At 45.8% G+C, this 26,148-nt stretch carries 24 protein-coding genes; 8 read left to right on the forward strand and 16 right to left on the reverse strand.

All coding sequences use genetic code 11. The annotated features are described in order from the left end of the window. The first annotated feature begins 17 nt into the window (after nt 1–17). From hisD to hisIE, 7 genes are read left to right on the forward strand one after another with little or no spacing between them, the layout of a single operon-like run. The gene (hisD, locus tag AC791_RS14495) at nt 18–1,322 is read left to right on the forward strand and encodes a histidinol dehydrogenase (protein WP_049841113.1); all 1,305 of its coding nucleotides are present in this window, start codon (nt 18–20) and stop codon (nt 1,320–1,322) included. After that, a complete protein-coding gene (hisC, locus tag AC791_RS14500; protein WP_049841114.1) occupies nt 1,319–2,380 on the forward strand; it encodes a histidinol-phosphate transaminase in 1,062 nt (353 codons plus the stop codon). Before hisD ends, hisC begins: the two co-directional genes overlap by 4 nt. Beyond that, on the forward strand, nt 2,377–3,444 hold the full coding sequence (gene hisB / locus AC791_RS14505) for a bifunctional histidinol-phosphatase/imidazoleglycerol-phosphate dehydratase HisB (RefSeq protein ID WP_049841115.1): 1,068 nt from the start codon (nt 2,377–2,379) through the stop codon (nt 3,442–3,444). Before hisC ends, hisB begins: the two co-directional genes overlap by 4 nt. After that, on the forward strand, nt 3,444–4,034 hold the full coding sequence (gene hisH, locus AC791_RS14510; protein WP_049841116.1) for an imidazole glycerol phosphate synthase subunit HisH: 591 nt from the start codon (nt 3,444–3,446) through the stop codon (nt 4,032–4,034). Before hisB ends, hisH begins: the two co-directional genes overlap by 1 nt. Then, nucleotides 4,034–4,771 (forward strand): 1-(5-phosphoribosyl)-5-[(5-phosphoribosylamino)methylideneamino]imidazole-4-carboxamide isomerase, encoded by a 738-nt coding sequence (hisA, locus tag AC791_RS14515; RefSeq protein ID WP_049841117.1) that lies wholly within the window; start codon nt 4,034–4,036, stop codon nt 4,769–4,771. The genes hisH and hisA overlap by 1 nt, the downstream gene beginning before the upstream one ends. Further along, nucleotides 4,753–5,529 carry an imidazole glycerol phosphate synthase subunit HisF gene (hisF, locus tag AC791_RS14520; RefSeq protein ID WP_049841118.1) on the forward strand — a complete coding sequence of 259 codons (777 nt, stop codon included), beginning with the start codon at nt 4,753–4,755 and terminating at the stop codon, nt 5,527–5,529. Before hisA ends, hisF begins: the two co-directional genes overlap by 19 nt. Then, a complete protein-coding gene (gene hisIE / locus AC791_RS14525) occupies nt 5,523–6,134 on the forward strand; it encodes a bifunctional phosphoribosyl-AMP cyclohydrolase/phosphoribosyl-ATP diphosphatase HisIE (RefSeq protein WP_049841119.1) in 612 nt (203 codons plus the stop codon). The genes hisF and hisIE overlap by 7 nt, the downstream gene beginning before the upstream one ends. A gap of 41 nt (nt 6,135–6,175) precedes the next feature. Here hisIE and AC791_RS14530 read toward each other — a convergent pair whose 3' ends face one another. The 11 genes from AC791_RS14530 to AC791_RS14580 all read right to left on the reverse strand — a co-directional run bounded on the left by AC791_RS14530 (nt 6,176) and on the right by AC791_RS14580 (nt 17,802). Next, on the reverse strand, nt 6,176–7,303 hold the full coding sequence (locus AC791_RS14530) for a hypothetical protein (RefSeq protein ID WP_148677807.1): 1,128 nt from the start codon (nt 7,301–7,303) through the stop codon (nt 6,176–6,178). Between the two features lie 161 nt (nt 7,304–7,464). After that, nucleotides 7,465–8,445, reverse strand: coding sequence for an LPS O-antigen chain length determinant protein WzzB (wzzB, locus tag AC791_RS14535; RefSeq protein WP_049841121.1), 981 nt, complete (start codon nt 8,443–8,445; stop codon nt 7,465–7,467). A 115-nt stretch (nt 8,446–8,560) separates the two neighbouring features. Then, nucleotides 8,561–9,439 carry a glucose-1-phosphate thymidylyltransferase RfbA gene (rfbA, locus tag AC791_RS14540; RefSeq protein WP_049841122.1) on the reverse strand — a complete coding sequence of 293 codons (879 nt, stop codon included), beginning with the start codon at nt 9,437–9,439 and terminating at the stop codon, nt 8,561–8,563. Nucleotides 9,440–9,477: 38 nt separating this feature from the next. Next, nucleotides 9,478–10,377, reverse strand: a complete 900-nt coding sequence (gene rfbD / locus AC791_RS14545; protein WP_049841123.1) for a dTDP-4-dehydrorhamnose reductase — start codon at nt 10,375–10,377, stop codon at nt 9,478–9,480. Then, entirely contained in the window at nt 10,377–11,462 is a 1,086-nt protein-coding gene (rfbB, locus tag AC791_RS14550) for a dTDP-glucose 4,6-dehydratase (RefSeq protein WP_049841124.1), read from the reverse strand. Before rfbB ends, rfbD begins: the two co-directional genes overlap by 1 nt. 26 nt (nt 11,463–11,488) lie before the next feature. Next, complete coding sequence (gene rfbC / locus AC791_RS14555) at nt 11,489–12,031, reverse strand: dTDP-4-dehydrorhamnose 3,5-epimerase (protein WP_049841125.1); 543 nt, start codon at nt 12,029–12,031, stop codon at nt 11,489–11,491. A gap of 19 nt (nt 12,032–12,050) precedes the next feature. Further along, the gene (wbaP, locus tag AC791_RS14560) at nt 12,051–13,478 is read right to left on the reverse strand and encodes an undecaprenyl-phosphate galactose phosphotransferase WbaP (protein ID WP_199485509.1); all 1,428 of its coding nucleotides are present in this window, start codon (nt 13,476–13,478) and stop codon (nt 12,051–12,053) included. Between the two features lie 5 nt (nt 13,479–13,483). Next, complete coding sequence (locus AC791_RS14565) at nt 13,484–14,422, reverse strand: glycosyltransferase family 2 protein (protein WP_049841126.1); 939 nt, start codon at nt 14,420–14,422, stop codon at nt 13,484–13,486. Further along, entirely contained in the window at nt 14,422–15,561 is a 1,140-nt protein-coding gene (locus tag AC791_RS14570; RefSeq protein ID WP_049841127.1) for a glycosyltransferase, read from the reverse strand. The genes AC791_RS14565 and AC791_RS14570 overlap by 1 nt, the downstream gene beginning before the upstream one ends. Then, the gene (locus tag AC791_RS14575) at nt 15,554–16,459 is read right to left on the reverse strand and encodes a glycosyltransferase family 2 protein (protein WP_049841128.1); all 906 of its coding nucleotides are present in this window, start codon (nt 16,457–16,459) and stop codon (nt 15,554–15,556) included. The genes AC791_RS14570 and AC791_RS14575 overlap by 8 nt, the downstream gene beginning before the upstream one ends. 89 nt (nt 16,460–16,548) lie before the next feature. After that, entirely contained in the window at nt 16,549–17,802 is a 1,254-nt protein-coding gene (locus tag AC791_RS14580; RefSeq protein WP_049841129.1) for a flippase, read from the reverse strand. A 1,056-nt stretch (nt 17,803–18,858) separates the two neighbouring features. Between AC791_RS14580 and AC791_RS14585 the strand changes: the two genes are divergently transcribed. Continuing rightward, nucleotides 18,859–19,863 (forward strand): NAD-dependent epimerase, encoded by a 1,005-nt coding sequence (locus AC791_RS14585; RefSeq protein WP_049841130.1) that lies wholly within the window; start codon nt 18,859–18,861, stop codon nt 19,861–19,863. A gap of 61 nt (nt 19,864–19,924) precedes the next feature. Here the strand turns inward: AC791_RS14585 and ugd are convergent, their stop codons facing one another. From ugd to AC791_RS14610, 5 genes are all read right to left on the reverse strand, one after another. After that, entirely contained in the window at nt 19,925–21,091 is a 1,167-nt protein-coding gene (ugd, locus tag AC791_RS14590; RefSeq protein ID WP_049841131.1) for a UDP-glucose 6-dehydrogenase, read from the reverse strand. 258 nt (nt 21,092–21,349) lie between these two features. After that, complete coding sequence (gene gndA, locus AC791_RS14595; protein ID WP_049841132.1) at nt 21,350–22,756, reverse strand: NADP-dependent phosphogluconate dehydrogenase; 1,407 nt, start codon at nt 22,754–22,756, stop codon at nt 21,350–21,352. Between the two features lie 135 nt (nt 22,757–22,891). Next, nucleotides 22,892–24,010, reverse strand: coding sequence for a glycosyltransferase family 4 protein (locus AC791_RS14600; RefSeq protein WP_049841133.1), 1,119 nt, complete (start codon nt 24,008–24,010; stop codon nt 22,892–22,894). Nucleotides 24,011–24,064: 54 nt separating this feature from the next. Further along, nucleotides 24,065–25,135, reverse strand: coding sequence for a glycosyltransferase (locus AC791_RS14605; RefSeq protein WP_228136912.1), 1,071 nt, complete (start codon nt 25,133–25,135; stop codon nt 24,065–24,067). An 8-nt stretch (nt 25,136–25,143) separates the two neighbouring features. Next, nucleotides 25,144–26,139 carry a DUF6625 family protein gene (locus AC791_RS14610; RefSeq protein WP_148677808.1) on the reverse strand — a complete coding sequence of 332 codons (996 nt, stop codon included), beginning with the start codon at nt 26,137–26,139 and terminating at the stop codon, nt 25,144–25,146. Between the last annotated feature and the right edge of the window lie 9 nt (nt 26,140–26,148).

Genomic DNA, 26,148 nt, shown 5'->3' on the forward strand with positions numbered 1-26,148 from the left:
CCAGACAGGGCAATCACATGAGCTTCAATACCATCATTGACTGGAACAGCAGTACGCCACAGCAGCAGCGTGAACTGCTGATGCGCCCGGCCATCTCCGCCTCTGAAACCATTACCCGGACGGTTATCGACATTCTGGATAATGTGAAATCACGCGGCGACAATGCGCTGCGTGAATACAGTGCCAGATTCGACAAAACCGATGTGCAGGCGCTGCAAGTGACGGCAGAAGAAATTGACGCAGCCAGCGCGCGCCTCGGAGACAATATTAAACAGGCGATGGCGGTGGCTGTAAGTAACATTACCACCTTTCATAATGCGCAAATTCTGCCTGCTGTTGATGTTGAAACCCTGCCCGGCGTGCGCTGTCAGCAGGTCACTCGCCCGGTCGAGTCGGTGGGTTTATATATTCCCGGCGGCTCAGCGCCTCTTTTTTCGACCGTACTGATGCTGGCAACGCCAGCACGGATAGCCGGATGCAACAGGATTGTGCTGTGTTCTCCGCCGCCGATTGCTGATGAAATACTTTACGCCGCTCAGCTTTGCGGGGTACGCGAGGTGTTTAAGGTGGGTGGCGCGCAGGCGATTGCCGCCCTTGCATTTGGCACCCAATCCGTACCTAAGGTCGATAAAATTTTTGGTCCGGGCAATGCGTTTGTTACCGAAGCCAAACGCCAGGTCAGCCAGCGACTGGACGGAGCCGCCATCGACATGCCAGCCGGACCGTCAGAAGTGCTGGTGATTGCCGATAGCGGTGCCACTCCGGACTTTGTCGCCTCGGACCTGCTTTCTCAGGCAGAACACGGCCCTGACTCACAGGTGATCCTGCTAACCCCGGATGCTGAAATGGCCCGCCGCGTGGCTCAGGCCGTTGAGCGTCAGCTTGTCGCCCTGCCGCGAGCGGACACGGCTCGTCAGGCGCTTTCTGCCAGCCGCCTGATTGTGGCCCAGGACATCAGGCAGTGCGTGGCTATCTCCAATCAATATGGCCCCGAGCATCTGATTATTCAGACCCGCAATGCGCGCGAACTGGTAGAGGACATCACCAGCGCCGGCTCGGTTTTTTTAGGCGACTGGTCACCGGAATCCGCAGGCGATTATGCCTCTGGTACCAATCACGTGTTACCCACTTACGGTTATACCCGCACCAGCTCAAGCCTGGGCCTGGCTGATTTCCAGAAGCGGATGACCGTTCAGGAGCTGTCGCGCGAAGGGTTTGCCGCGCTGGCTTCAACCATTGAAACGCTGGCGGCGGCTGAACAGCTAACCGCACACAAAAATGCCGTCACGTTGCGCATGGCTGCGCTAAAGGAGCAAGCATGAGCATCGAAGAGTTAGCCCGCGCCAACGTCCGCACGCTGGTGCCTTATCAATCGGCCCGCCGCCTCGGCGGTAAAGGCGATGTATGGCTGAATGCTAATGAATATCCGCAGGCGGTGGAATTCCAGCTCACATTACAAACGCTGAATCGCTACCCTGAGTGCCAGCCGAAAGCCGTTATTGAAAACTACGCCCGCTATGCCGGGGTCATGCCGTCGCAGGTACTGGTAAGTCGCGGGGCAGATGAAGGCATTGAACTGTTAATCCGCGCCTTCTGCGAGCCGGGGACTGACGCGATCCTGTTTTGCCCGCCCACCTATGGCATGTACAGCGTGAGTGCCGAAACCCTGGGCGTCGAGTACCGCACGGTATCGGCGCTGGACGGCTGGCAACTCGATTTGCAGGGCATTGCCGACAAACTGGACGGCGTTAAAGTGGTGTATGTTTGCAGCCCGAATAACCCTACCGGGCAGATTATTAACCCTCAGGATTTGCGGGTTTTGCTGGAAATGACGCGCGGCAAAGCCATCGTGGTTGCTGATGAAGCCTATATTGAGTTTTGCCCGCAGGCCTCGCTGGTGGGCTGGCTGAGCGAATATCCGCATCTGGTGATCCTGCGTACGCTGTCTAAGGCTTTTGCCCTGGCCGGCCTGCGCTGTGGCTTTACCCTGGCGAACGAAGACGTCATCAATCTGCTGATGAAAGTGATTGCGCCCTACCCGCTGTCGACGCCCGTGGCCGATATCGCCGCGCAGGCGCTTAGTCCGTCGGGGATCCTTGCGATGCGCGAGCGCGTCCAGCGTATTCTTGATGAGCGTCAATATCTGCTGGATAAACTAAAAAATATCGCCTGCATCGAGCAGGTATTTCCGTCAGAAACCAACTATATTCTGGTGCGGATCACGGCATCCAGTGCCGTATTTAAATCATTATGGGATCAGGGCATCATCTTACGAGACCAGAATAGACAACCCTCTTTAAGCGGCTGCCTGCGTATTACCGTGGGAACCCGTGAAGAGTCTCAGCGCGTTATTGACGCCTTAAGTGCGGAGAAGGTATGACACAGAAGTTTCTGTTTATTGATCGCGATGGAACGCTGATTGCCGAGCCACCCAGCGATTTTCAGGTCGATCGTTTCGACAAGCTGGCCTTCGAGCCAGAGGTCATTCCGGCGCTGCGTAAGCTGCAAAAAGCCGGCTTTAAACTGGTGATGATCACCAATCAGGACGGGCTGGGCACCGCCAGCCTGCCACAGGCTGAATTCGATGGCCCGCACAATCTGATGATGCAGATCTTCTCTTCGCAGGGCGTCACATTTGAAAAAGTGCTGATATGTCCTCACCTGCCCGCAGATAACTGCGACTGCCGCAAGCCGAAGACCCGTCTGGTCGAGAGCTGGCTGGCCGATGGCGTAATGGATAAAGCCCACAGCTACGTGATTGGCGATCGCGCTACTGATATTCAGCTGGCTGATAATATGGGTATCACTGGTTTACTGTATAACCGCGAAACCCTGAACTGGTCAGCCATCGGCGAGCAGCTTACCCGCCGCGACCGATATGCGCATGTAGAACGCAATACAAAAGAGACGCAGATCGATGTGCAAGTGTGGCTGGATCGCGAAGGCGGCAGCAAGATAAATACCGGCGTTGGCTTTTTTGATCACATGCTCGACCAGATCGCCACCCACGGTGGATTCCGCATGGAGGTTCTGGTCAAAGGTGATTTATATATTGACGATCACCACACCATCGAAGATACCGGCCTGGCATTAGGCGAAGCGCTGAAAATAGCGCTCGGCGACAAACGCGGCATTAACCGCTTTGGTTTTGTCCTGCCAATGGATGAATGCCTTGCCCGCTGTGCGCTGGATATTTCCGGTCGTCCGCATCTTGAGTACCGTGCAGAGTTCACCTACCAGCGCGTAGGCGACTTAAGCACAGAAATGGTTGAACACTTTTTCCGCTCGCTCTCCTACACCATGGGCGTCACCCTGCACCTTAAAACCAAGGGTAAGAACGACCACCACCGTGTTGAAAGTTTGTTCAAAGCCTTTGGTCGCACGCTGCGTCAGGCGATCCGCGTTGAAGGCGATACTCTTCCCTCCTCTAAAGGGGTGCTGTAATGAACGTCGCGATCCTCGATACCGGCTGTGCCAATCTGAATTCGGTTAAATCCGCCATCATGCGCCACGGCTACGAGCCGATAGTGAGCCGCGATCCTGATGTCGTTCTTCGTGCCGACAAGTTGTTTCTGCCGGGCGTAGGAACAGCGCAGGCCGCAATGGATCAAATTCGTGAGCGTGAGCTATATGATTTGATCAGAGCCTGCACCCAACCCGTATTAGGTATTTGTCTGGGTATGCAACTGCTCGGCAGTCGCAGCGAAGAGAGCGACGGCGTTGATCTTCTCAATATTATTGAGCAGGAGGTGCCAAAAATGACCGATTTTGGCCTGCCGCTACCGCATATGGGCTGGAACCGGGTTTACCCGCAGGCCGGTAATCGGCTGTTTCGTGGCATTGAAGATGGCGAATGGTTTTATTTCGTCCACAGCTACGCCATGCCGGTCAACACCTGGACCATCGCACAATGCCATTACGGCGAGCCGTTCACCGCGGCAATCAATAAAGACAACTTCTTTGGCGTGCAGTTTCACCCGGAGCGTTCTGGCGCGGCGGGCGCGCAGCTACTGAAAAACTTCCTGGAGATGTGATGATCATTCCGGCTCTGGATTTAATCGATGGTACGGTCGTCAGACTGCATCAGGGCGATTACGCCCAACAGCGTGATTACGGTACTGATCCTTTGCCCCGGCTTCAGGATTATGCGGCCCAGGGAGCGGAAGTGCTGCACCTGGTCGATCTGACCGGCGCAAAAGATCCGGCAAAACGCCAGATCCCCCTGCTTAAAACCCTGGTGGCAAGCGTTAATGTGCCGGTTCAGGTGGGCGGTGGCGTACGAAGTGAAGAAGACGTCGCGGCCCTGCTGGCAGCGGGCGTGGCGCGGGTCGTGGTGGGCTCAACGGCCGTTAAATCGCCGGACGTTGTAAAAGGCTGGTTTGAACGCTTCGGCGCAGAAGCGTTAGTTCTGGCCCTGGATATCCGCATTGATGCCCGGGGGCAAAAACAGGTTGCGGTGAGCGGCTGGCAGGAAGATTCCGGCGTTTCACTCGAGACGCTGGTGGAAACCTATCTGCCCGTGGGATTAAAACATGTGCTGTGTACCGATATCTCCCGCGACGGCACGCTGGCTGGCTCTAACGTTTCGCTGTATGAAGAAATTTGTGCGCGCTATCCGCAGGTGGCCTTCCAGTCATCAGGTGGCATAGGTGACATCAATGATATTGCCGCTCTGCGCGGCACCGGCGTGCGCGGCGTGATTGTCGGACGTGCGCTTCTGGAAGATAAATTCAGCGTGAAGGAGGCCATTCAATGCTGGCAAAACGGATAATCCCCTGCCTCGATGTACGTGAAGGCCAGGTGGTAAAAGGTGTGCAGTTCCGCAATCATGAAATTATTGGCGATATCGTTCCGCTGGCTCAGCGCTACGCGGCTGAAGGCGCAGACGAACTGGTGTTCTACGATATCACCGCCTCAAGCGACGGCCGCGTAGTCGACAAAAGCTGGGTTTCACGCGTGGCGGAGGTGATCGATATTCCCTTCTGTGTCGCAGGTGGGATCAAATCGGTTGATGACGCGGCGCAAATTCTTTCATTTGGCGCGGATAAAATTTCTGTCAACTCTCCTGCTCTGGCCGATCCTGAGCTGATCACCCGCCTGGCCGATCGCTTTGGCGTTCAGTGCATCGTGGTCGGCATCGATACCTGGTTTGATGAGCACACCGGTAAATATCACGTCAATCAATATACCGGCGATGAATCGCGCACCCGTGTCACCACCTGGGAAACGCTGGACTGGGTACAGGAAGTCCAGAAACGGGGCGCGGGCGAAATCGTTCTGAATATGATGAATCAGGATGGCGTCCGTAACGGCTATGATATTGAGCAATTAAAAAAAGTGCGCGACGTCTGCCATGTTCCCCTCATCGCCTCCGGCGGCGCGGGAACAATGGAGCATTTTCATGAGGTCTTCCGCGACGCTGACGTAGACGGCGCACTGGCCGCCTCCGTTTTTCACAAACAAATTATTAATATTGGTGAATTAAAAGCGTTTCTGATTACCCAGGGCGTGGAGATACGAGTATGTTAACTGAGCAACAACGCGGGCAGCTGGACTGGCAAAAAACTGACGGGCTGCTGCCGGTAGTCATCCAGCATGCGGTATCCGGCGAGGTGTTAATGCTGGGCTATATGGATCAGGACGCGCTGGCGAAAACCGAAGAAACCGGCAACGTCACCTTCTTCTCGCGCACGAAGCAGCGCTTATGGACCAAGGGCGAAACCTCCGGCCATTTCCTGAACGTGGTGAGTATCACGCCGGATTGCGATAACGATACCTTGCTGGTGCTGGTCAATCCGATTGGGCCGACCTGCCATAAAGGCACGTCCAGCTGCTTTGGCGAGGCCAGCCACCAGTGGCTGTTCCTGTATCAGCTTGAGCAGTTGCTGGCAGAGAGAAAAACTGCCGATCCGGCCAGCTCTTATACCGCCAAACTGTATGCCAGCGGCACGAAGCGTATTGCGCAAAAGGTTGGAGAAGAAGGGGTGGAAACGGCACTGGCCGCGACGGTGCATGACCGTGAAGAACTGACAAACGAGGCGTCGGATTTGATGTATCACCTGCTGGTGCTGCTACAGGATCAGGAGCTGGATTTAACGGCGGTGATTGAGAATTTGCGGGCACGGCATCAGTAAAAATACAGCGGTCAACATAATTTATGTTGACCGCCAGCGCGTTACCGGTTCATTTGCGTATAAAAATAACGTTTACGGTAAAACTGATCGATATGTTTTCTCAGTTTACCGGCTTTATCAAACTCAATGCCATTAGTTTTAATAAACATTAGCAGGTAGAAGATGATAACGACGCTCGTCTCTGCCCTTGCCATTATCGCCTCCGTAAATCCATAACAGATTAGCGAAAAGACCAGCACGATAAAGTACTTATTCGGGTTGTTCAAAACGGCCTGATACAGCATCCACGTAAAAGGAATGATAAAAAATAAACCGAGCGCGCTCATGAGTATCAGATAGGAGTTATCAAGAGCATAATCCGGAAGCGCTGATCCAAACACATAATTGTAGGGTTCAAGCGAGCTAAGATAATCATAAAAATAACTTAAACGACCACTCAGCATATAATCTAAACGGCCACCATGATAATCCCACGGCAAAAACAGCGATATCGCCAGTAAAGTGACGGGTACCAGCGGCAGATAGAAAACCACCAGATAACGAAACAAGCCAGCGGAAATGACAACGTAAAAGATCAATGAAACAATCATCGCATAACCCGGCGTGCGGGAATCTGCCAGGAAAGGCACACAGATGAAGAATGCCAGAAGAATATTTGTAAACCAGCGAATAACTGTAGGTATTCTGCCAGAGAGATATCCTTTACAGGTGAACAACGTCATAAAGCAGGAGTACGCAATCATTCCTGGATAGTTTGCCGACCAGAAGCCCATGTTATTTCTATAGCGCCCTGTTTCGGGGATATAGTCGATATCTGGATGAATGATGCCTTTGATTACCAGGCCGGTAAAAAGTAACGAAAACATTAACGTTGAATAATAGACAACTTCAATGCTTTTAACCGCACCTTGACGCCTTAGCAGATAAATAAACCATAGTGTAAAAATCAGGTTGATACAGGATTGGTTGAAATTAAAAAGGAAAAAGACGGCAAGCACCACACTACCGACAATAAGATTCAACTCGATATCAAGATTTTTGATATAATAAATAACTATAATTATACCAATCGTGGCTCTTAATAGTATTCCTGTCCGGTCGTCGATCACTTCCAGACCGCTAATCAACAGCGAATTTGTTTGCATTAAAAACAATAAGAGTGCTGTCATATTATACGATAATAGTTAATGTCATCAGGAAATTTACTGACCCATGATACATTGCCAGAACTGTATCTGTCAGAAAACAATATACGTTACGCCACCCTCCCTGGTAGCGTAACGACTGGCCCCGCAGGCACCTAAAAATTACTTCAAAATTTCACTACCCGTTATACGTTCGCTTTGTGATCGCGTAGAGCATTACGCGTTAATACAACGCCAGCACCGGCCATCAATCCAAGGAATAAGCCAATAGCCACCGTTAAAGCACGCTTCGGACTATCGCGGCGTACTGGTAATTTTGGCTTCATTACGTAACGATAAGAGTGCAATTCAGAATCATCAATCTTCAGCGCATTGATTGCCATTAATGTCTGACGAGTAGAATAATAATCATCTGATAGTGCTAACGGGCGCGACTGTTCATTTTTAACCATAGAGGCTAATGCATCGCTACCAAGCAGAAACATCGTATCCTGAGAAACCTGTTCCGCTTGCTGTGCCTGAGGCAACTTAATATTTGCCTGATTCGCCACGGTAAGCGCCTGGTTGATTTGCGCCATCCGCTGATCCTTTTGCTCTTTAGCAATAGTTTCCTGGCGGGTTAACATTTGTTGTAGCTCGGCTGAACGCGCTTTAATATTCATCTGGAGATCCGCGCGCAGCTCTTTCGCTACTTCATCATCGACCTGCTGAATAGTCTCAGCCAGCATTCTCTGCGCCAGATCAGGCGCCTGATCGACATAGGATATCTTGATAGGTAATCCCTGATCTTTCACTGCCGGTTCGATATCGATAACTTTTTTATCTTCCCGATCGTTAACCGTTTCAGCGAGTGCTGAGAAAGCAGCATTAAAGCGTTGAATGAAATCCTGTTGGATATTAGGTAAGCCCGGCGCAGCAGGCCCATACATGATATTCATTGCATTGCTATAAGAATTGATTTGACCAGCATCAGGTGCCGTAACAATTGACGTTGAAGTCCATTTTTCTTTCGCGATAAAAAGATAACCTACTGATAACACAATGCCGATAATAACCCAGATGGCAATTGTTTTTTTACCATGCCAAAGTTGCACAAGAAGGTCGATTAAATTAATCTGCTGGCGCTTTTTTGAGCGATTAACGTAATGGGTACTGGACTGATTCATATTAGCCTTAAATGGAAATAATCATGCAAACTGTTCGGAACGTAAATATTACGACGTAATATATCCGAAAAAGTGGAATGAACAACGGCCTGAGGAGCTTCAGGCCGCTGAAAGATTAATTAGCAGATACTAATTTCAGCAGGTACTTACCGTAATTATTTTTCGCCAGCGGCTTCGCCAGTTTGCGCACCTGTTCAGCATCGATAAAACCCTTACGGTAGGCAATCTCTTCCGGACAAGCTACTTTCAGGCCCTGTCGCTCTTCAATGGTGGCAATAAAGTTGCTGGCCTCAATCAGGCTCTGGTGGGTCCCGGTATCCAGCCAGGCATAGCCACGCCCCATCATTTCAACAGAAAGTTTACCTTGCTCCAGATACAGCTGGTTGATATCCGTAATTTCCAGCTCGCCGCGTGCGGAAGGCTTCAGATTTTTCGCCAGGGAAACCACTTCATTGTCATAGAAATAGAGTCCAGTCACCGCATAGTTGCTTTTAGGCTGTGCAGGTTTCTCTTCCAGAGAGATAGCTTTACCATTTTCATCAAACTCGGCTACACCGTAACGCTCAGGATCGTTAACGTGGTAGGCAAACACCGTCGCACCCGATTCTTTGCTTACCGCATTTGAAAGCAGCTTAGGCAGGTCGTGACCGTAGAAAATATTGTCACCCAGTACCAGCGCACAGCTGTCACTCCCGATAAACTCTTCGCCAATAATAAATGCCTGGGCCAGACCATCCGGACTTTCCTGCACTTTATATTGCAGGTTCAGGCCCCACTGGCTTCCGTCACCCAGCAATTGTTCAAAACGCGGTGTATCCTGCGGGGTACTGATAATAAGAATATCGCGGATCCCAGCCAGCATCAGGGTCGTCAACGGGTAGTAGATCATCGGCTTGTCATAGATGGGCAGAAGTTGCTTGCTGACAGCCATGGTAACCGGGTAAAGACGCGTTCCCGAGCCACCAGCCAGAATAATACCTTTACGAGTTGTCATTATTTTATCTCTATTTTTCTTGTGTCAAAACGCAGTAATTAAACAGCGGCTGCCGTAAACAGTTCCGCCAGCATTCTTTCAACGCCAGCCTGCCACTGAGGCAACTGGAGATCAAACGTGCTCTGGAATTTTTCTGTCGACAGACGGGAGTTATTAGGACGGCGAGCCGGTGTCGGGTAAGCGCTGGTGGGCACTTTCTTCACTTCCTGAACGGCCAGTTCAATACCTGCCTGACGCGCCTGGGCAAACACCAGTTCGGCATAGTCGGCCCAGGTTGTGATGCCCGAGGCCACAAGATGATACAGCCCGGCGACCTCAGGCTTCAATAGCGCGGTGCGAATGGCATGCGCAGTACAGTCGGCCAGTAACTCTGCACCGGTCGGCGCACCAAACTGATCGCTGATAATAGAAAGCGTATCGCGGGTTTTCGCCAAATTCAGCATCGTCTTTGCAAAGTTATTTCCTTTGCCGGCATATACCCAACTGGTTCGGAAAATAAGATGTTTGTCGCAGTGCTGCTGCAATGCCTGCTCACCGGCGAGCTTAGTATCGCCATAGACATTAAGCGGGCCGGTGGCATCTGTTTCTGTCCACGGCATTTCACCATCACCGGGGAAAACGTAATCCGTTGAGTAGTGAACGACCCATGCACCCAGTTTCTGTGCTTCGTGGGCGATAGCTTCTACGCTCTGCGCATTCAGCAGATACGCCAGATCGGGCTCTGATTCAGCTTTATCCACGGCGGTATGTGCCGCCGCGTTAACAATTACGTCCGGGCGCAGGCGGCGCACGGTTTCAGCAACGCCTTCAGGTTTGGTGAAATCGCCGCAAAAATCCGTGGAATTAAAGTCCAGCGCCGTCAGGTTACCCAGCGGAGCCAGCGCACGTTGAAGCTCCCAGCCTACCTGACCACTCTTACCGAATAACAGAATGTTCATTACGCGCGATCCTTATAATTCTGATCGATCCAGTTGGCATAGGCACCGCTTTTTACGTTATTTACCCACGCCTGATTATCCAGATACCACTGCACCGTTTTGCGGATGCCCGTTTCAAAACTTTCCTGCGGCGCCCAGTTCAGTTCACGCTGAATTTTATCAGCGTCAATGGCATAACGGCGATCGTGGCCCGGGCGGTCAGCAACCCAGGTGATAAGATCGCGATACGAGGTTGCAGACGGAGCCAGTTCATTAAGCAGATCGCAAATAGTGTGCACTACTTCGATATTTTTCTTCTCGTTATGGCCGCCGATATTATAAGTCTCGCCCGGTTTGCCCTGAGTCAGAACGCAATACAGTGCTCGCGCATGATCTTCAACGTATAGCCAGTCACGGATCTGATCGCCTTTGCCATAAATCGGCAGCGGCTTACCTTCCAGTGCATTCAGGATCACCAGCGGGATCAGTTTTTCCGGGAAGTGATAAGGACCATAATTGTTAGAGCAGTTGGTCACCAGAGTAGGCAGACCATAGGTACGTTTCCAGGCGCGAACGAGATGATCGCTGGAGGCTTTGGATGCAGAGTAAGGGCTGCTTGGCGCATAGGCGGTAGTTTCAGTGAAAAGCGGCAGCGGTTCGCTACTGGTCCACTCGTCCGGATGCGGCAAATCACCGTAAACTTCATCCGTGGAAATATGATGGAAACGGAATGCGTCTTTACGCGCGGCATCCAGTTGATTCCAGTAAGCGCGTGCAGCTTCTAACAGGGTATAGGTGCCTACCACATTGGTTTCAATAAAATCAGCCGGTCCGCTAATAGAGCGATCCACATGGCTTTCTGCCGCCAGATGCATCACCAGATCGGGCTGGTGATCGGCGAAAATGCGATCCATAGCAGCTTTATCGCAGATATCGGCTTTTTCAAAAGCATAACGCTCGCTTTCCGCCACGCTTTCCAGCGACTCCAGGTTGCCGGCATACGTCAATTTATCGACATTAACAACGTAGTCAGTCGTATTCTCGATGATGTGGCGAACAACCGCAGAACCAATAAAACCCGCGCCACCTGTTACCAGAATTTTCATTAAATGGACCTTTATGTCGTAATTATTTAAAGTTGAGCAACATATTCTTTGAACGTCATTCCCTTCATATCTTTTTCAGACAGAATAGGATCGGTGACCTGCCAGTCAATATTCAGATCGGCATCATTCCACAGAATGCATTTCTCACTTTGCGGATCGTAATAGTTAGTGCATTTATATTCAAAATCAACGGTATCAGAGAGGACGACGAAACCGTGAGCAAGACCGGGCGGGATCCAGAACTGTTTTTTATTGCTTTCGCTGAGGATCACGGACTCCCAGACGCCAAAGGTCGGGGAGTCTTTGCGGATGTCAACTGCCACGTCCAGGACTTCGCCCTGCACTACGCGAACCAGTTTGCCCTGCGGGTTATTAGTTTGCAGATGCAGCCCGCGCAGAACATTCTTAACCGAACGTGAATGATTATCCTGAATAAAATCGAGGTCGATATTCAGCATTTGCTTGTAACGCTGGGCATTAAAGGTTTCCAGAAAAAAGCCGCGCGCATCTTCAAAAACGCGGGGCTCAATAATCTTCACACCCGCAATTTTGGTGTCAATTACTTTCATCATCATTCCTTTCGTACTTTTAATATGCGCCGTCGCGTTTTAAAACGACGCTGACAGTTTTGAACAATATTACGATATCATTCCACAAGGACCAGTTTTTGACGTACCACGAATCAAAGTAGACCCGCTTTTCATAATCGACGTCATTACGCCCGCTCACCTGCCATAGTCCGGTCATTCCCGGCTTGGCCATGCGATAATAATCTGCATCATCACAATAGCGCAGCAGTTCTTCAGCAATAACAGGCCGCGGTCCTACCAGGCTCATCTCACCTTTTAGCACGTTAAACAATTGCGGAAGCTCATCAAGGCTGGTGCGGCGAATAAACTTACCGATGGGCGTAATGCGCGGATCGTCACGCAGTTTAAAGTCCTTATCCCATTCGGCCCGCGCTACCGGATCGTTTTCCAGTAAGTTTTGCAGGACTTCCTGAGAATTCATGACCATTGATCGGAACTTAAGACACTTGAACAGACGGCCTCTGCGCCCTACCCGCTCGTGACCGTAGATCGCATAACCGCCATCTTTTTTCACCTGCAGGCTGAGATAAATAAACAGCGGCGAAAGCACGATGAGCAACAGACTGGAGACCACGATATCAAAGGTCCGCTTAACAAAGCGGGAGCTGCGTTTAGCCAGGTTGTTATTGACGCGCAGAAGTAAAACTTCGTGACTGAAGATAAACGCCATATCCGTCCCGTACAGCGGTACCCCGCGAATCGTTGGGATAACTGAAATAGAACGGCACTTTTTCTTGGTCAGGTTTTTAAGCCACATTTCAAGCTGCTGAGAATCATTGTCGTCAAAAGCAAGAATGTACTGAATATTTCGGTAATCCTTTAAGCGATAAATTTCTTCTTCAGCTGTCAGCACCTGAATATTACTGTCAACAGGTACGTCCTGGCCATTAATAGAATAGAGATATTGAATATCGTAACCAAGGTTTTTCTCGCTCATCAATGCCTGATAAGCATCATACGCATTAATGCCACCGCCAAGAATAATGGTTTTTTTCTTCCACATGCCTAGCTTATTAAGCAATAACTTAATGAGCTTTCTTCCTACCGGGATCAGAATAAAAATGCCGATCCATGTGAACACCCAAAGATAACGGGAAAAATGCCATTTTGAGAAGGCTACCATCGCCAGATCGATGATCGCAAAAATGACGATGGTCCGCAGGATTTCCTTAAGTTCATTCCAGAAAGGCTTACGGTAGGTATAGTGCCGTAGGCGTATGCCAAACCAGGCTACCGCGATAAAGCCCAGCGCAAAATGCGAAAGCACACGGAAGTTGTAATCTTCCTGAGGCAAAAATGGCGAGAGGTCGCCTCCAAAAAAGTGCTTTGTTAACCACATGCCCACAAATAAGCACGAAATATAAATACCAAAATCCATCAATGCAAAAAGGTATTTAGGTATAAAATGACGAACGCTATTACTCATTATGCTCACCTGTTATACGCGCTGCTATCCCAGTAACGTCTGTGCATGCTCATTTTTTTGACCAGTGAAGACGGCAGAGATTTATATTTCAAACCAAGTTTATAGCCAAGTAATTTAGCAGCATTATTAGCAAACGCTTTAGGCAATAATAATGGATTGTGTTTGATTAAGTAGCTAATTTCTGACTTAATGAATTTGCTACCTTCGGAAGAAACACCATTGAACTCTTTTTGGATCCAGGGTTCATCAAAATGAAACACACCAATATCAAAATAGCGTTTAAATTCTTCGACAGTAGAATAGTTATGCGAGTGACGAGCTGCTGCATCAGCGCAGTAACCCGTTTTGAGATTTTGTTGGATAGCCTTTGCCGCGAAGAACATATCTTCACAAAGAATTGTATCGGTAGGAAAGCCACCAAGTCGCTGAAAATCCGCTACTTTATAGGCCGAAAAGGAATTCGACATAAAAACGGTTTTAATACCGCGCAGCGGAATATCCTGCTGCTGATTCACCAGCGAGCGATCGCCATAGTTAAAATAGCGGGCATGTGACGCTACCGCGTTGGCATCCAGATGTGGTAACTGCTTGCCATAGGCAGCGCTAAGATCGTTTTCCACCATATAGCTGACCAGAGCAGTAACGGCATCGCCGGAGGCGAGAATTGCATCTTGCGTCAGGAGTACCACGTAGTCTTTATCATGGAAATGTTCCATGGCAACATTGCGCGTGCCACCGTGGTTAAATTCACTTTGCGCGATCTCATGAACAGTGAAACCATACTGACGGGCAATGTGCTGGGTGTTGTCCCGGCTCTGAGAATCTATTACGACCACATCCATGCCTGACTGGCAGTTCTGATGAATGGCTTGTGCCGCCTGCTCCCAGATTTTGCCGCCGTTATAAGTTACAACCGCGATACCTATCTTTACCGAAGAACTCATTATCTTGTTTCCAGGGAATTGAGAATATTTTTTACTAATGCATCCCAGCTATGGCTAGTTAAAAACGCGGGATCGTCAACAAATGCAGTGCTGCTGAAAATATTTTGCCCGTTACAGAATGCCGCCAACTTTTCTGCTAACTGCGTTGCATCGTCCGGTGGGAAAAAAGCAACCTTATCGTAATCGCCTATCGTCTCATGCGCGTAGGGCAATTCAGCGGAAAGGATCGGCAGTGAAAAAGCTTTCGCTTCTGAAAGCGGTAATCCCCACGTTTCAAGCTTTGAAGGAAAGATCAGAGCATCCGTCTCGTTACGATACATCTCATCCAGTCGCTGTTTACTCTGTAATCCAATAAAGCGAATATTATCTAACTGGCGCTGCTCGCATTCCTCGATAATGTAATCACCAAATTTGGTCATGCCTTTATCAAAGGTCAGCAGGATCTCAATCCGATCATAAATTTCACGCTGACGCTGCTTGAGAATATCCATCGCCTCAACCAGTACCGAAAAGTTTTTAAAGGTACGAGGAAACGCAGGATAAAGTAACGTTTTCTGATATTCAGATTCTCTAATTACAGGTATGTGCTGCTCATGCGTTTTGACTTCAGCAACTGGGCGCGCAACCATAATATTACTGATGCCATACGTTTTCTGAAAGTAGCGCGCAATCCACTGCTGCTGAACAATTACATAGCGGTTAGCTTTTATATTAATACCATACAGAAATTTATAAAATTTAGTGAATAGGTAAAAAGTACGATCGTACTTTAAATCAACACTGCTGGACTGATAAAAAGGCGATGGATTATGGCAGTAAACAAACTGGTTCGGCGTTGCCACCCGAGCTGACATATCGTGTAAAGAAATCCATGCGTCAGGCTTGATCTCTTTGCTTAATGTATAGCTGGTCACATACTCAAATTTTATTCGCTTAAACCAGCTGCTTTTGATTGCCGGGTACTCACGAAACTCAACGTTCGACAGGCCAGTATATTCACTAAACAGTGCAGTATCGTGAACCAGACAAATCAGTTTGACGCCCTGAACTTTACTAAAAGTGGCAATCATAGTTCGGTAGACGGTCAGAATACCGCCCTCGACCATATTGACGCCTGAAAGAACAATTAACTTATCCATGAGTCAACCACAGTATTGAAAAAATCATATTGTAAGCCAGTCTCTCTTTGTAGTAAGGCAGAATATTATTCTTTAAAAATGAAAGTTTTTCCGTCAAAGAGAGTGGGCTATTTTCGTCTTTATGATGGTACATCAGATACATAAGGCGGGCAGAAACTACCGATCGTTTTATCCCATCCAGCGTTTTCCTGAAGCGCTTAATTCGCGCCAGCAAGCCCCGTTGATGGGCCCCAACGACATTTGCCGAATGCTGACGGTATCGAATCAACGTCTGAGGAACGTAGAATATTTTGCCGTGCAGCGCAGCCTGAAAAGCGTACCAGTGATCGTGCATTGCGATCCTGGCAGGAACTTTACCTGCACAATTAAATAAGACCCGATTCATCACCGTCGTACAGCCATACACAGATGAGCGCCACAGTAAATAATTGATGTTAAGATTGTTCTCAGGAGCGAGCTGCGAGAAACGGTAGAAATCACTATGGATAGTTTGTAGATGCTCATCGACTACATGTAGATTCGAAAAACCAAGGCAGGGAGCGACTGCGCCATTAACCATTTCAGTTTCACGCATTTTGCTTAGCATCAATTCAATTTTAGTGTCTTCCCAGACATCATCTTGATCGCTGAAGAAAATGTAGTCTGCATTACTGAACTGTAAGCCATAGTTAAAGTTGCTTACTACACCGGTTGAATCAGGACAAATGTGGAGACTCACACGAGTATCAATTGCGGCTATGCTTTTCACAATGTCGACCGTGGAATCTTTAGAGCCATCGTCAGTGACAATTAACTTTAGTGCAGAATGCGTCTGACCCAAAATGGATTCGATTTGTTCTTTTATGTATTTTTCGCCATTATGAGCGGCAAGAATGACATCAACAACCGTATTACACATAGTATTTATTGGCCTTGACTAACGCAAAATGATATTTATCAGTTAGCATTAAATTTTTTATCAGTAACTGAATCAAAGGAATATGAGAGCTAATACTTCAGCTTAACTATTTTTCTGGAGAAATAGATTAATACGGCAGCATCGAATGTCATGCGCGCAGTCCACGCAATTGCGGTACCCAATAAGCCGTAGTGCAGGGTTAAAAGGTACAGGGCCAGAAGATAGGGCACAATCTCGCACATATGAATGAATGCGGTTATTTTTGCCCACCCCAGCGCCTGAATTGAAGAATAAGGTATTTGAGCTATCGAGTTCATGTAAAACCCAATAATCAATACTTTCAGAATATTTGCTGAATGTTCACCAAGCTCCGCTCCCATCCATAACGTCATAAGCTGTTGAGCGAAAAGAAGACACACTATTACAACAGGTACACATGCAACTGACATCAGAACAAAACTGAGTTTCTCAAGTTTTTTTCTTTCCTCAAGGGTCTTTGCGTAGCTGAGCTTAGGAAACAGCGCTCTGGAAAGCGCTGCAGGGATGTTCAATAGCCGCCCCACCCCTTCGGATGGCGCGGTATAGTAAGCAATTTTATTGGCCCCGAGTAAATTAGATATAATAAAGCGATCGCAGTAAACCATTAACGGACTAATTATATTGCTCACGGTGAGCCAGCCGCCAAATTTAACCAGCCGCGAGAAGGTTTCTTTATAAAATTTAACGCCGCTGTCAAAAATAATCTTGCGACAGATCACCAGTGTAATTAAAAAGGAAATGACCCGCCCCAGTATCAGTCCAAGAATAGCCGACTTTAGTGATGCCTCAAACAGGCAAAACAGCGCAGGAAAACCGGCAATTGCAGAGTTGCTAATAGTCTTTTGAATATTAATGTTTAAGAACTTTTCATGGCCTTCCAGCCATCCCAGCCACACCTGATTTAGCAAATACAGAGGAATGACCAGCGCCAGCAGCGCAAAAGACTGCCGTACCTCCTGAGTATTTTTTACCGACACCTTTAAAAGCGAGCCGAGATGCGGCGTACTGATATAGAGCAGAAGTGCCGCGATAACTCCGAGGATAAAAACAACGCTGCTGGCAGTAGAAACGATTTTTTTTTGTTCAGCGTTGTCAGCACGATACATTGAAACTTCTCGTATCACTGCCCGACTAAGACCGGCATCAAATATGCTGGCATATCCTACGATAGCAAAAGCCAGGGTAAAGATACCAAATGCTTCTACACCAATTACCCGCGCCAGGAAGCCCAGCGCTGGCACAGCGATCAAAGTAGGGATCGCAAACCCGGCCAAATTATAGACGCTATTCTTTATTAAACTCATAATTTTTCTGCAATAAATAAAAATTCAACATGCCATGAATCATATGAGCACGCTACCGCCCCTGGCTTAACAGCTACCAGTGCACTGATTTGCAACCCGATTGACAACGCAGGCCTGACGCACGCCCTGTCTTAAGCGTTCAGACCAAAATTCTGCGATATTGTCGTTTGTATCATTACCAGATACAAGCAGCTTTTTTGCTCATAATTCAACCGAAATTGAGGCTAAAAGGCGTAATTACAAACGGAATTCAACTAAACCTCAACATACCGACAGCAAATGTGAATATCCAGACTATGCTCAACAGGATGCGATCGTCCAAACCTTGGTACTCTCCCGAGGTATCGACAGCATGAATGATGCGTGGCGCAATGGTATCTCGTTGCTATCATGCACACCGCCGTGCAGGCACGTAAAACCTCCCTAACTGATTGAAAAACGAGCCGCTTACTGCCAATTACGCTGTGGCATTATAGTCCGTTCCATTCATATCTCCAGTGAAAGTCCATGCTTCGTTGCAGGACTTGAGCAAACGGTATACCTTTTGAGCATTATGGGCGCTAAGAATTCTCGCAAAACCCGCTGCCGATGCGTAGAGTCAATCGCGCTATAGGTTCTGGCTAGACATTATGTGTTCTTTTCTAAGTCAGTAACAGCAGCCGTAGCCACTAATTAAACGCATCATTTTTGAATGCTGTTGGAATGCCTGCGACATGATAGATGAAAATTAATCTTTAGCCATTGTCACTCATAAAGCGACTTCAGCGCCGTTGTTTATATGTTCTCTCTAATGGATAAAGAATAGAAATTATCCGATCGCTGCTGAGATCGGCCGGTGGATGCCAGTGACATTCGGCATAAATGCGAGGTCAAACAAAAAGCATACTCTGCCAGGATATTAGTCATAAGCGATTTACCTGGCGAAAATATTACTTTCCGGCGATTTTATACCATTTATAGTAGTGAATAAACAAAACCCGAATTAGTGATTAGAAAGCAATATGAATCAGTGTAAGATAAAGATCGATATGGAAAAACTCAAATCCGGAGAAATATATGAAGTTTCTGGTTACTGGCGCAGCGGGATTTATCGGTTTTCACGTTGCTCAACGTCTGCTTGAAGCTGGTCACGACGTTACAGGGATAGACAATCTGAATGATTACTATGAAGTAACGTTAAAAGAAGCACGTCTGGCGCAGATTACATCGCAACAGTTTATTTTTAAAGAAATCGATCTCGCCAATCGGGCAGCCATGGAGCAACTTTTTTCAGAAGGCAAGTTTGACCGTGTGATTCATCTTGCTGCCCAGGCAGGCGTTCGTTACTCGATTGAGAATCCTCATGCTTATGCTGAGTCGAACCTCATGGGGCATTTGAACGTGCTTGAAGGATGCAGGCATAATAAAGTGAAACATCTCCTCTATGCTTCTTCAAGTTCGGTATATGGCCTCAATCGTAAGATGCCATTTTCAACTGAAGATTCAGTTGACCACCCGGTATCACTGTATGCGGCGACAAAAAAAGCAAATGAACTGATGTCGCATACTTATTCGCATCTCTATGGACTGCCCACAACTGGCCTGCGCTTCTTTACGGTATATGGGCCGTGGGGCAGACCGGATATGGCACTTTTCAAGTTTACTAAAGCCATGATCGCGGGAGAAAGTATCGATGTCTATAACTATGGCAAGATGAAACGTGACTTCACTTACATCGATGACATTGCTGAAGCTATTATTCGGCTTCAGGACGTTATTCCTCAAGCAGAGACAGACTGGACTGTAGAAGGCGGCTCCCCTGCTACCAGCTCTGCGCCTTATCGTGTTTACAACATCGGCAATAGTTCCCCCGTCGAATTAATGGACTATATTACTGCGCTTGAAGAAGCACTTGGTATCGAAGCTGAAAAAAATATGATGCCGATTCAGGCCGGGGATGTATTAGAGACGAGTGCGGATACGAAAGCGCTGTATGATGTGATTGGATTTAAACCTGAGACGAGTGTTAAAAAGGGCGTGGCGAATTTTGTAGCGTGGTATAAAGAATATTATAATATATAATATTCAGGAGCCCTCATATGAGGGCTCTTCTGATTTTAATGAATATAACCGTAAAATATAATTAATCGCCACCAAAAAGATCGCGCGTATAGACTTTCGTTGCGACGTCTGCCAGCTCTTCAGCCATACGATTCGAAATAATGACATCGGCTTCACTTTTAAAAGCCTCAATATTGTCAATCACTCGTGAATTAAAAAACTCATCTTCAGCCATAACCGGCTCGTAGACGATAACTTCTACGCCCTTAGCTTTGATGCGTTTCATAATCCCCTGAATAGATGAAGCCCGGAAATTATCCGATCCGCTTTTCATAATCAAACGATAAATGCCAACCACTTTAGGCTTACGCGCCAGAATAGAATCAGCGATAAAATCCTTACGTGTACGGTTAGCATCCACAATGGCAGAGATGATGTTATTAGGCACAGACTGATAGTTGGCCAGCAGCTGCTTAGTATCCTTCGGCAGGCAGTAGCCGCCATACCCAAATGAGGGGTTATTATAGTGACTACCAATACGTGGGTCTAAACAAACACCCTCAATGATTTGACGGGAATCAAGCCCCAGGCTTTCGGCGTAGCTGTCCAGCTCATTAAAATAGGCTACGCGCATTGCCAGATAGGTATTAGCAAAGAGTTTAATAGCCTCTGCTTCCGTTGAATCTGTGAACAGAACCGGAACATCTTTCTTAATCGCGCCTTCCTGAAGCAACGCGGCAAAACGCTCTGCACGTTCTGAACGCTCGCCAATCACAATGCGAGATGGATGCAGGTTGTCGTAAAGCGCCCTTCCCTCGCGCAAAAACTCAGGAGAGAAAAGGATATTGTCGACACCCAACTCTTTCTTAATCGTCTCAGTAAATCCAACCGGAATGGTAGATTTAATGATCATTACCGCCGAAGGGTTAATTTCAATTACATCGCGTATGACACTCTCTACCGATGCGGTATTAAAATAATTAGTTTTGGGATCGTAGTCGGTTGGTGTAGCAATAATTACGTAATCGGCATTCTGATAGGCTTCATGCTTGTCCGTCGTGGCACGAAAATTCAGTTCTTTCTCAGCCAGATAGTGCTGAATTTCTTTATCCACAATAGGCGACTGCTTCTGATTCAGCATGTCTACCTTAGCAGGAATAATATCTAATGCCACGACCTCATGATTTTGAGCAATCAAAATCCCGTTTGATAAACCAACATAACCTGTACCCGATATCGTTATTTTCATTAGAGCGCAACTTTTATAAGTTTATAAGTAAAGGAGATGGCTCCATCGCCATCACGATAACTATTAACCTTAGCGTTTTAACGTTAACGCTAATAGCTTGTCAAGTAGGGTATTTGAACACATTTAAATAAATTAAAAGACTAACCTGAGTTTATTCTTATAATTAATGATTAGAAAGCAGTGATACAAAGGAACTTAAGTAAAAGAAACCCGGATTTTTATTTTCCGGGTTTAAATTCTGTGCAAGATTAAATCAGATTAATCCAGCCACTCAGTGTGGAAGACGCCGTCTTTATCGGTACGCTTATAAGTATGAGCGCCGAAGTAGTCACGCTGCGCCTGAATCAGGTTTGCAGGCAGTACGGCAGAACGATAGCTATCGTAATAGGCAATTGCCGCAGAGAACGTCGGAACTGGAATGCCATTCTGCACCGCGTAAGCAACGACATCACGCAGGGCCTGCTGATAATCGTCAGCGATCTGCTTGAAGTAAGGGGCCAGCAGTAAGTTAGCGATTCCCGCGTCCTGTGCGTAGGCATCTGTGATCTTCTGCAGGAACTGAGCGCGGATGATACAGCCGGCGCGGAAGATTTTCGCAATCTCACCGTAGTTCAGATCCCAGCTATGCTCATCGGACGCTGCACGTAACTGCGAGAATCCCTGCGCATAAGAAACGATTTTGCCCAGGTAAAGTGCACGACGCACTTTCTCAATAAACTCGCCTTTGTCTGCAGCCAGTTTCGCCTGAGGACCGCTCAATACTTTAGATGCGGCAACGCGCTGTTCTTTCAGAGAAGAGATGTAGCGAGCAAAGACAGACTCGGTGATCAGCGACAGTGGCTCACCCAGATCCAGCGAGCTCTGGCTGGTCCACTTACCTGTGCCTTTATTCGCCGCTTCATCCAGGATGACATCGACCAGGTATTTACCCTCTTCATCTTTTTTAGTGAAGATGTCTTTAGTGATGTCAATCAGGTAGCTGCTCAGTTCACCTTCGTTCCACTCGGTAAAGGTAGATGCCAGCTCTTCATTTGACAGATTCAGGCCTCCCTTAAGCAAAGCATATGCTTCAGCAATCAGCTGCATATCACCGTATTCGATGCCGTTGTGCACCATTTTGACATAATGACCTGCGCCATCCGGGCCAATATAGGTGACACATGGCTCTCCATCTTCCGCGACGGCAGCAATTTTAGTCAGGATAGGTGCGACCAGCTCGTAAGCATCTTTCTGACCGCCAGGCATGATGGACGGCCCCTTGAGCGCGCCCTCTTCGCCACCTGAAACACCCGTACCGATGAAGTTAAAGCCATCTTCTGAAAGCTCACGGTTACGGCGGATGGTGTCCTGGAAGAAGGTATTACCGCCATCAATAATGATATCGCCTTTATCAAGATAAGGCTTAAGAGAGTTGATGGCGCTGTCAGTACCTGCGCCCGCTTGCACCATTAACAGGATACGACGCGGCGTTTCAAGGGATTCAACGAACTCCTGTACCGTATAGTAAGGAACCAGCTTCTTACCCGGATTCTCAGCAACGACCTCTTCGGTCTTTTCACGTGAGCGGTTGAAAACGGAGACGGTATAGCCACGGCTTTCAATGTTGAGCGCAAGGTTGCGCCCCATTACTGCCATACCGACGACGCCGATCTGTTGCTTGGACATTTCTTACTCCTGTCAGGATGTTAACCACTAGTTTTACTGTTTCGATGTGATCAGATATTACTCCAATAACACACTGAAAAGAACAAGTTAATTAATAAGATTATATTTAATCGCATTTTATTGTTAGAAAAAAGCTTATTCAACCTTTAAGACTTTATTAATTGCGTCAAGGTATTTATTAATTACAATTTTTTCGTCAAATTCTTTTTCCACTTTTTTACGACTTGCAATAGAAAAATCTTTCCTTTGTTTAGGTGACATCAATATCACTTTTTCCATTGCGTTTACCAATTCATCTAATGACTGAGGTTTACATAAATAGCCATTAACACCATCATCAACTATATCTCTACAGCCGACATTATCTGTGGTAATGATTGGTTTACCCATAGCAGCAGCTTCTAATAACGACTTTGGAACACCCTCACGGTAGAAAGAGGGTAATACTATACAATCTGCTTTTTCAATTTCATTTTCTACTGAATCAGATACACCCAGATAAGTTATGATACCCTCTTTAATCCAAGCGTCCATCTGTTCAGGAGATACATAGGAAGGATTAGTTGGTTCTAAAAAACCTAACAAACTGAACCTTACTTTATCTCCATATTTTTTTTTCAAAACTCTTGCCGCATCTGCATAATATGTAATACCTTTTTGATATAGCATTCTCGCAATTAATAAAAACTCTAAACTATATGTTTCTGAAAATGAAAAATTAAACCTCTTGATATCCACACCTGAACCGGGAACCCTCATGGTTTTTTCAAATTTAACAATATTCGCTGCCAAAAAAACATTTCTATCATCATCATTTTGGAAGAATATATAATCAGCTTTTTTTTGACTTATACGATATAAGTTTTTAACAACCCAAGAAAGTAAATTTTTTTGAGTAAAAACAGTACCTAAACCAGCAATATTATTGATAACTTTTTTATTGGAATAAAAAGCTGCTAGAGTACTATATATATTGTTTTTGGGAGTAAAATTAAGAATGACATCAATATTGGTGTTCTTATAAATTCTGTAAAATTCAATTAATGTTTTGACATCTTGAAATGGATTTAAGCCATTGGGATTCATTCTAATTTCTATATGTCTGGCCCCCAAAGCTATGATCTTTTTTGTATATTCATCTGTAGGGCTTACAACCACAACACAATAACCTATTTCTATCAATTGCAAAATAGTATTTCTGCGAAAATTATATATATACCAACTGGTATTTGCTGTGAGAGCAATGGTAGCCATATAGAACCTATGCTAATAAGACTGGGTTATTGTTAAATGAAATAGGAAGTAGGATTAAGAATTTAATATTTCATAGTAAAGATTCATGTGCTGTTCCACACAAGACTCTATTGTATATATGTGGCTTTTATTTAAAGCATTCTTATGAAATTTCTCTCTTAATGATGGGGATGCAAGAATATTATTAAGAGCATTGCCATAACTATTTGCACTAAGGTTATCTACAATGATGCCATTATTAACATAATTCACAATCTCAGCACATCCACCAACATCTGTTACAATTACAGGCAAACCAGCAAGTGTTGCCTCAATTAATGAGATTGGAAGCCCTTCCCATGCAGAGCACATAGCAAAGACATCTGCTTCACTCATGGCTTCATTAACACTATTACAATTACCTAAAAAAATAACCTTACCAGAAATACCTAATCTTTTAGCAAGACTCTCCAGATTTTCTTTCTCTGGCCCCTCACCTGCAATAATAAGTTGATAATTCGAAAAGCTAATTTCGCTTAAAGCCTCTAATATCAGTTTATAATTTTTCTGCTCAACTAGCCTTCCTGCCATGAAAATTTTTATAGGTTTATTAGGCTCATCACAAGATTGTAATTTTTTTATTATCCTTTGAGGATCGACACCATTATTTATTTTTACCACTCTTTTATGTGTATGCGTTTTAAGTAATACTGTGCAAGCCTCACAGATTCCAATATAGGCTTTAGTCCCCAGGTCTAGAACCTTGTAAATATGCTTGCTAGCACGAAGCTTGATATTATGATGCGTGTAAATTCTATTTTTTTTATTTGTGAAAAGAGAAAAAATAGCACCAAAATATAAGTGAGAATGAATTATGTCTGGATCGAAAAACTTGGTAGCCTTTCTTACTTTGGTTATACCCTTATAGATATTTCTTTTACAATCGTTACCAATAAAACCAAATGCTATATTATTAGCAGTTAACTCTTCCAAAAATTTATTCTCAAATTCTTTAGAGCGACCAATTTCCACCGCATGGCTTATAAATAATATAAAAATATCACAGTCATTTTTAGCCATATTAATGCATAAGTCTTTAACATAAATTTCGGCTCCACCGGCTGCAGGTGATGATATAATATGCATAACTTTCACTAGATGTTAACTCCTTTAATCAGCTTTCTAGCAGCCCTTACTAACTTATATTTTATATAGCCATTTTTTAATTTAAATTTAATATTTTTCATTCTACTGATATAATAATCTGAATAAAACTTTTTATCTGTAGTATGCTTAATGAATATGGCTTTAGAGATAATATTATCATCAGACATTGGAAGAAAAGCATTAGGTACTATCAAAAATTTTTCTGTAGCCCCCTGTTCTATGTCCAGAAATATATTCATTTTTCTTTTTTGTAAATGTATATATGCGCATCTTTTATCTTGAATATTTTTTTGCTCATCACTATAGGAGCACTCAAATAGCTCTCCGTTAATCCATTTATAGATAAAAAATTTAGACTCATCTGAAACGGCGCGAGCAAAAGCATAATTCCTATAGTTTATATCGGCATAGTCGATTTTTTCGTATGTTTTAACATTTGTTTTTTTACAGATGTATGTCATACCCTCACTTTCATCAAAGTGACATGGATAGTTTGTTTGGAATGCATCTCTATAATTCAGCATATTAAAACAAATGCTTTTAGCATAAAGATTATTAATAAATTCATTATTACGATATATTGTTAAATGTCCACATGAATATATTTTATCATAATCATTTAATATTTCTTCAGTAATAAAATTTTTTAGCTTTCCCCAAATCACGTCGGGATCACAATGCCCCCAAAACTCGTAGGATGCTAGAATATCAGCGAATACCTTTCCAAATACAGGACGATAATCACATATTTTATAAGCTTCATCAAGAGCTATAGGGAAATCAAAAATTTTTTGTATATTGAATTTTAATTCATTAAATGCCATAGGGATATAGTAAATATTTTCATCATTGCATCTATTTTTTACTTGATCGGTGATTACATAAAAATCTATAAAATCGTTTTTTTTAGCAGACATGGCCCATAGACTAAAATAATTAGGGAAACTTCCCATATATGGTAAAATCAGAGCAATTCTATTCATGGTGTTACT

It is taken from the genome of Klebsiella sp. RIT-PI-d (assembly GCF_001187865.1).
In the GTDB taxonomy this organism is placed as follows: Bacteria; Pseudomonadota; Gammaproteobacteria; order Enterobacterales; family Enterobacteriaceae; genus Superficieibacter.